The sequence below is a fragment of the Pararhodonellum marinum genome (assembly GCF_015354735.1).
Classification (GTDB): Bacteria; Bacteroidota; Bacteroidia; order Cytophagales; family Cyclobacteriaceae; genus Pararhodonellum; species Pararhodonellum marinum.
The window spans coordinates 1-6179 of sequence record NZ_JACEFJ010000026.1; the positions used below are offsets into that span (position 1 = coordinate 1).

General features: G+C 36.2%; 6 protein-coding genes. All 6 read right to left on the bottom strand.

All coding sequences use genetic code 11. From position 1 onward, the window contains the following. Window positions 1-17: 17 nt before the first annotated feature. Window positions 18-2747: a DEAD/DEAH box helicase family protein gene (locus H1A14_RS22820; protein ID WP_194778630.1), complete on the bottom strand. Its 2730-nt coding sequence runs from the start codon at window positions 2745-2747 to the stop codon at window positions 18-20. 182 nt (window positions 2748-2929) lie between these two features. Continuing rightward, the gene (locus tag H1A14_RS22825) at window positions 2930-3778 is read right to left on the bottom strand and encodes a hypothetical protein (protein WP_194778631.1); all 849 of its coding nucleotides are present in this window, start codon (window positions 3776-3778) and stop codon (window positions 2930-2932) included. A gap of 164 nt (window positions 3779-3942) precedes the next feature. After that, entirely contained in the window at window positions 3943-4362 is a 420-nt protein-coding gene (locus tag H1A14_RS22830; RefSeq protein ID WP_194778632.1) for a hypothetical protein, read from the bottom strand. A 183-nt stretch (window positions 4363-4545) separates the two neighbouring features. Then, window positions 4546-4788, bottom strand: a complete 243-nt coding sequence (locus H1A14_RS22835; protein ID WP_194778633.1) for a hypothetical protein — start codon at window positions 4786-4788, stop codon at window positions 4546-4548. 88 nt (window positions 4789-4876) lie between these two features. Beyond that, window positions 4877-5182 (bottom strand): hypothetical protein, encoded by a 306-nt coding sequence (locus tag H1A14_RS22840; RefSeq protein WP_194778634.1) that lies wholly within the window; start codon window positions 5180-5182, stop codon window positions 4877-4879. A gap of 197 nt (window positions 5183-5379) precedes the next feature. Further along, window positions 5380-6179 (bottom strand): hypothetical protein (locus H1A14_RS22845; protein ID WP_228527941.1); only part of this gene is annotated, 800 nt, incomplete at its 5' end.

Below are 6179 nucleotides of genomic sequence, written 5' to 3' on the forward strand. Positions count from 1 at the left end.
GGCCGTAGGTTTTCTTGTCATCTCCATTTGTTTACGTGTTCTACTTTGTCGTCAAATTGTGCTGCTAATGATTTTACTCTTGACTTTAAAAGTATTTTTCTTCCGTCAAGTGTCCTTGTAAAAATCAAGTCGCAAGAACCAACAAGTCTTTCCCATTGGTTTTTGAAATATTCAGCTAAGTTCTTATTTCGTCCGAGTATTTCAGGAACAGAATGATAGTCTTTTTGCTTTACGAATAGCATAAACTTATTCTTTCTGATAATCACATATCTTGGATTGTCAATCGGTGCAATTACTTCTTGAAGTGCGTTTATAAAAGTTGATTTGTCGAAAGTCGTCCCACCGTCTAAATGACAGAAAACCGCACCCCAATTGTCAACCGAAGTTTCCACCTTTAATTTAGAGTAGTCGGTTTTTATTGCTCCTGCTTTAATTAATGAGTTTAAAAGTGCGTCTCCAATTTGTTGAATGTCTTTTGAAATGTCTCGGTATTTGAAATACAGTCTCAATGTCTTAAATGTCAGTCTGCCGAAAATAGCCATTCCTATGGCTCCGAAAATTGCCAGGAAAACATATAAGTCTTGAGTAGTTTTAATGTTTCTTGCTGCTCTTCCAAGTCCTTGTAAACTCTCTAAACCGAAACCAATTAAACCCGAACCTAAAGTCGCTAAAAGGTTGCGAATTGTTTTGTTTAAATACATAGACTTAACCGCCTTGTATTCCTTTTCTTCGGGGAATGGGATTTTGATTTCTTCAACAAGTGTAACGCCTGTTTCAAGTGCCGTTTTCCATCTTTGTTTTAGACTTTCTCTATCGCCTGCGTAGGAGAACATTTCAACATTCTTTTTTTCCGCTTCTTCTTTATGATGAATGTTTTCTGATAGATTTAAACGCCCAATTCCATTTTCAATGCCGGGTTCTTCTCTGAATGAAACGCCAACAAAACTTCTAAAACGTCTTTTTAGTAAATCGAAGTCGTCTCCGCCTGTGGGTGAAGTAGGGTCAATACAGACCAAATGCCAAATGTTTCCTGTTTTGTCGCCATTTCCGTTTTGAGTTCTTATTGCTCTTCCACGCATTTGATTGGAAAGGACAAACGAACCTACAAAACTTGCCAACATTAAAGAATTGATTGCTGGAGCGTCCCAACCTTCTCCAAGCAAAGATTTTGTTCCTATTAAAATTTCTATTTCTCCCTGCTGAAAAATTTGTGTTACAATGTGAACTATGTCGTGTTTGAGTTGCTCAGTTTGGCTGATTAAAAAGTAATCATTGTCAAAAGGAACGGCACTTGAATTGATTTGAGTTATACCATATTTCGCTGCTTTTGCTTCAAATGCTGCATAAGCCCCTATAGGAAGAATAATCATTGAACCTGTAAGAACTGCAATTCTTTTATTGTCCTTGTTTTCTCTTCTTAATTTTTCAAAAATTGGAATGATGCCAATTTTGTTTAATTCGAGATTATTTTCAGATGCGTTGATGTAAAATTCTTTGCGGATAAAGTCAGAAAGAATTACCAACCGCAAGTCTTTGCCTAATTTTTTGTATTCAAAATCAACAATCTCTTTGATGCCATTTAGTTTGCTGATACTTGAAGTTAAAAACCCTGTTACCCGTTTATTGTGCGAAAAGTTGATTTGTCGTCTTTCAATTGCTCCGTATCTTCTTAGTCTATTTTCAAGTGTTTTTTGATGTTCTTCAAATGCTTTAAAATTTTCCTTTTCTCTGTAGAGATAAAAATCTAAAAGCGTTTCAATCCATTCGTAATCGAGTTTGGGAATTTCAAATTTCTTATCTCCGATTACTTCAAGATGTGTTTCGGGAATTTCTTTATTGTTGGCTTTTAGAAATATCAAACAAGCTGAATAATAGGAGAGGTTGTTATAAATCCAATCCAATTGTGCTGTTGGGTTAAGCCAAATGGGATGTTGTTCGATTGCCTGGATGATGGTTTCATCACTTTTTATTTCCTGAAAAAGCTTTTCAATGTTTTGTCTGAAATCAACAATGCTTTGGTTCTCTTTTTCAGTTGGTAAGGTGAAAAACACATAGTCTTGATGCGGGCATAAATCGCCTTCAATTACCAATTCAGGAACGGAAATTTCTGTATCGACAGGTCCGTTTAGGTCAATGTATCGTTGCCATTCAGTGGCTGTAACGTCATAGGGAGGTGTAGCCGTCAAGCCAACAATTATTGGGTTTAATTTTTCTTTAACCTTAGTCAGTGTTTGCCACCATTCATTTTTCAAATGGTGTGCTTCGTCCACTACAATTGTCTTGATATTTTGGGTTTTTAGTCCGCTTACAATGTTGTCAAAATATGGATTTGTTGATTTTCCGTTTCCGTTTGTCTCTTCGGTTTCTTCTTCTTCGCTTTCAATATCTTCTTCGTCAATTCTCCAATTGTTACATGCAGCGTGAAGACCTTGATAAGTAACAACGGTCATAAATTTCGGATTGCGAATGTCTCTCGAAATCCAATCAGGTGTCAGCTTGGTTTGAAGAAAAAGTTCACAAAAACGTTGTATCCATTGGTTGCGAATTGCAATTGTCGGGGCAAGAATTAAAGTCGGTTTGTTAAGTCGAATAGCAACTTCAAGTCCTAAAACTGTCTTACCCGAACCTGGTGGAGCAATTACGTGTAAATGTCCATCAGTTAAGTGGTCTTGTAAGTCGTCAAGCACTCTCTGTTGGTATTTTCTCCAACCGTATTTAAATTTTATGTCTTTAGGATATTCTTTCAACGTGTATTGTGTTGTTTAAATTTACGCCCAACGGGATTCACCTTGGAGACGGCGGGCCTGTCTGACGCCAGGCAGGCTTTCGGAGACGTTATCTTCCAGCCTACTCCTAGCTTCTTAAAGAAGCTGATTTTCATAGTTACTCGGTACCGCCCGCTGTATCCAAGGTGATATTACAGGCAGTGTTATTTTATTTTCTTAATTACCTGTTTCTCTATCATCCTCTTATACTCTTTTCTTAAATATTTCAGAGTTTGCCATCTTTGAATATTCCCGTCTTCGCTTAACGTCACGTTTATAATCTTAATTATTGTTCTGTTTTCTTTTGGTTCATACATTGTGTATTTCACATTGAGCACTGTATCAATTGGATTTAAAGTTTCGTCGTAAATTATAATATTATCAGTTTGATAATAAGGTATTTTTCTGGATCGATGGGTCTTTATCGATTTACCTTCATCTAAATTTTCAAAATAGTCCACGTTATATCCTAAAGATTCAATCATTTGAATTATTTCATTTTTAGATTTCCTTATAGTGTATTCTTTCCCAATATAGACTGTTCCTCTAGGTACTTCAACTGGAGGTATTATTGATGTTGCACAGATAGCAAAAAATGAAACCGATGAAATAGCAATTTTGCCTAGATGTAAAATTTTGCTTGAATTAAAATTTATATCATTATTCTTATTCAGAAGTATATGAGCAATCGGTAAACATAGTAAAGCCCAAAAGTCGGAATAATCAACTACTCTCTGTATTTGAAATGGAAATGTCTTATTAAATATTTCAATGAATGGGGTCACAAAAGGCGTTTTCCAAATTATAAATAGGATTCCTGTTACCAAGGAAATCCATTTCTTTGTTATTGGAACTAAAAAAGCAATAAAAATTGAAAAGACTATCAGTCCTGCAAAGTCCGAAAGTTTACCGGTCAACCCGTTTCCAAAATTCGCCTTTAAATAAAAGTCGTTTGAAATAAGAATCAGTAAGCAAATTATAAAAACCGGGTGAAGAATATAGTTCTTTTTCATTCGTTACTTGAGGAAGTATATGATATTCATTGCCTGTAACGTTTGCGTTGTAGCGGATAAATCCGCAGGATTTGTCCGTTACAACATAACAAAATATAGTTAAAAACACCTATGGGGGACAACGTCCCCCGCCATAACGCAAACACGGTGTTAGCTGCTGGCGCCTATTTTTTTATTTCTATTTTGTCCAACGATATTCTAAAAGTCACAGTTTGTCTTGAGTCATAAGATCCATATTCAATCTTGAGTTCTGGTTCGTTGTTCGTTTTAGTCGAGAGTGATGCCTTTGGACGATAGATTGGTCCGAAAACAAAAACATTTTGTGTCGGAGTCTCATCATATTCTGAAACAGCGATATAAATGGTGTGCGTAATTTCTCCACTTTGCTGTCCAGCGCTACCTGGTTCATTCCCAATTTCAAATACTCTTATTGCAAGTTTGTCTGTCTTCTTCTCTACTAAAATAGTCAAGTCATTAAATAACTTAATTAGGTGCTGGTCATCTAATTTGTCGAGTGACTGTCCGATAGAAGGACTACAGCTCATGGTGATTAGAAATGGTATTAAGATCATGTGTTGAATCATTTTCATTGGGTCTGGCGCTAGCAGCTAACGTGATTCAGCTTGGAGACTGCGGGCCTGTCTGACCCCAGGCGGGCATTCGGGGCCGTTCTCTTCCAGCTTACTCCTAACTTCTTAAAGGTACTTATTTTCATAGTTACTCTGCACCGCCCGCTGTCTTCCAAGGGGATGTTCGCAGAATTCATTTTATCCTTTCCTGTAATACTTAATTTCCTTAACCCGCCAATTACTTTTTTCTTTTTCAATCAGAACTAATGTAGATGTTCCAGTTTTTTGGAAACCACCATCTTTCCAAATGGTAATGTAGTAAAAACCAAGAGTAAAGCTGTCATTGAAACTCACTCTACTAATTTCTGGTCTAAACTTGAAGTTTTCACTGGTATAATTCTCTTTAAAATCTATCGGTTCAATTTTGAATTTTTCATTCAAGTAAAGACTATTAAAACCAATATATCTTGACTTTAGTGTTTCAAAGTTTTTTGTGGTAGTCAAATCAAAGTAAACAATATCACTAGTATCATATATTAATTAACCAATCATTTTGCTTAATAACTTCAGGTAACGAAATCAAATCACCATCAAATTCTGCAATATGAACAATATTACATTTCTTTTCTACAAGCTCCTTGAAAATCAATTCCGATAAATTATCGTCTACATTGAATGGAATTGTATCATAAAAATTACTCAAATCATCTTCAACCCACTTACAATGGTTTGAATAATAAAATGACTCAAATACCTCTGGAAGAGTTTTTGAAAGCGAGGTAATTTCTTCATTTTCATATACATAATTACCTTTACAACTAAGTAAAAGTATCATCTTTAAAATAATGAATATCCTCGGTCTCAACTTTTTTATGATTTTCTGCTAACGGTTTGCGGCTTGGCGCAGTCGCGGATTTCGGAGCACTAAACTGTCAATACACCACTAAATTTGATGCGAGGAATAATGTTCAAGTAACCACTTCACCCGCCATTGAGCCAACCACCTATTACAAGCTGTGCTTTCATTCGTTTTCATTCTCGAAATATCGTTTCTCTTGTTAATGTTCTTTTGTCTAAACCCAAGTCGACACAAAACCAGTCAGTTAATACTTTTTCAATTTCCCTTTTGTTAAATGTCTTTGGGTTACGTCTTGATTTTAAATAATTCTCTCTTGTTATTTTTTTAGCTGCTTGCCCTACCGTTTGCAAGTCAAGTTCGTTCCCCATTTTATTGGCTAACCAAAGTCCTGCGATTGAAAACGCAAGTCCTAAAAGTCCAATTTGCCAATTAAAGAAAAGTCCTATGAGAGACGCGAGAAGTAAAATTGCAAGTGTACCCGTCACCCAATGTGGTGGTCGTAACATATTTAGTTTAAAACCTAAATAATTTTCCAACTTCCTTGTTCTTGAACGCCTGCTCTGTCTTGGTAAAATGTCAGAAAGAGGAAAGTCTGTTGTGATTGTTTTATTGTCAATTTGGAATGTTGTTGAAATTGCGTCACGTAATTTGTAAAATGCTTGTTGACTTGTGCAGTCATCTGCATTGTCAAGTTGAATTTTGTTCGCTATATGGACGCAAAGTTCTCCAAAGGTTGTGATTTGAACTAACTCGTCACCAACAAACTTGATGTCAAACGAAGTCTCAACTTTTACGAGTAAGTCTTCAATGTCTTCTGGGTCGATATTTTTAAGTTCGTAGTCTGTCATAGCATTACTGGTAACGGTTAGGCGCTTGGCGCAGTGGCGGATTTCGGAGCACAAAACTGTCAAGCTACCACTAATGTTCATTCTGAGCCGAAAAGTTTCTGTAACCACGTCCGCCCCGCTTTTGG

Bases quoted from the DNA above. Each gene is read 5' to 3' on its own strand.
- H1A14_RS22830 (WP_194778632.1), bottom strand. From the start codon at position 4,362: ATGATTCAACACATGATCTTAATACCATTTCTAATCACCATGAGCTGT.
- H1A14_RS22825 (WP_194778631.1), bottom strand. From the start codon at position 3,778: ATGAAAAAGAACTATATTCTTCACCCGGTTTTTATAATTTGCTTACTG.
- H1A14_RS22840 (WP_194778634.1), bottom strand. From the start codon at position 5,182: ATGATACTTTTACTTAGTTGTAAAGGTAATTATGTATATGAAAATGAA.